The organism is Vibrio olivae, assembly GCF_042428525.1.
Taxonomy (GTDB): Bacteria; Pseudomonadota; Gammaproteobacteria; order Enterobacterales; family Vibrionaceae; genus Vibrio; species Vibrio olivae.
Genome location: NZ_JBHMEP010000064.1, coordinates 1 through 714, shown reverse-complemented (window position 1 = coordinate 714; position 714 = coordinate 1). Strand labels below are relative to the sequence as shown.

1 protein-coding gene is annotated in these 714 nt (G+C 43.8%); it reads left to right on the top strand.

From position 1 onward, the window contains the following. Window positions 1–55 precede the first annotated feature (55 nt). A complete protein-coding gene (locus tag ACFFUV_RS23485) occupies window positions 56–595 on the top strand; it encodes a RuvC family protein (RefSeq protein ID WP_390198368.1) in 540 nt (179 codons plus the stop codon). The last annotated feature ends 119 nt before the right edge of the window (window positions 596–714 follow it).

Here is a 714-nt window from a genome sequence, read left to right as displayed (position 1 = left end):
AATCAAATATAAATAGATGCGTAAATAATAAATTAAAAAGTGCAGGAGGTTATTTATGGAAAAAAATATAAGAATATCAGCAGTAGTGGGAATTGACCCCGGAAAAACCGGGGGGATTGCTGTTTGGCGTCCGAACCACAAAACCGAGGTTATCAAAATGCCGGGCGACCTTATGGAGTTGAAACAGTGGTTTGAGTACATGAAAAGTATTTGCCGCCCGTTGGTATTTGTCGAAAAGGTGCAATTGCGCCCGGATGATATAACCGACAACCCCGGTAAGGCGTTCCGGGTTCAAAAACTGTTATCTGAGTTCGAGAAATTGAAAACTATAATTGCCATGTGCGACGTACCGTTTGTTTTGGTACACCCCCAAAAATGGCAAAACGAATTGAAATTGCGGGTTAAGGGGGAGGAAAAGCCGGAGCGAAAAAAGCGATACCAACGAGCCGCCGCCGATTATTACCCCGATGTTAAGGCGACGTTGTGGAATTCCGACGCCCTTATGATAATGCACTTTGGACGGTACATTTTGCACAACAACCCCCGTTGGGTTTTGGAAAATTTACCCGCCCCAATGCACAATCGTTTATTTTAAGCCCATACACGGCTTTAATTTCCCAAATGGTTAAGAGTATGGCAGACGATAACAAAGCCCCGCAAATCGAAAATGCCGAAAAAATAACGGCAAAAGAGTTGGCGGAAATGGTAAAGCAG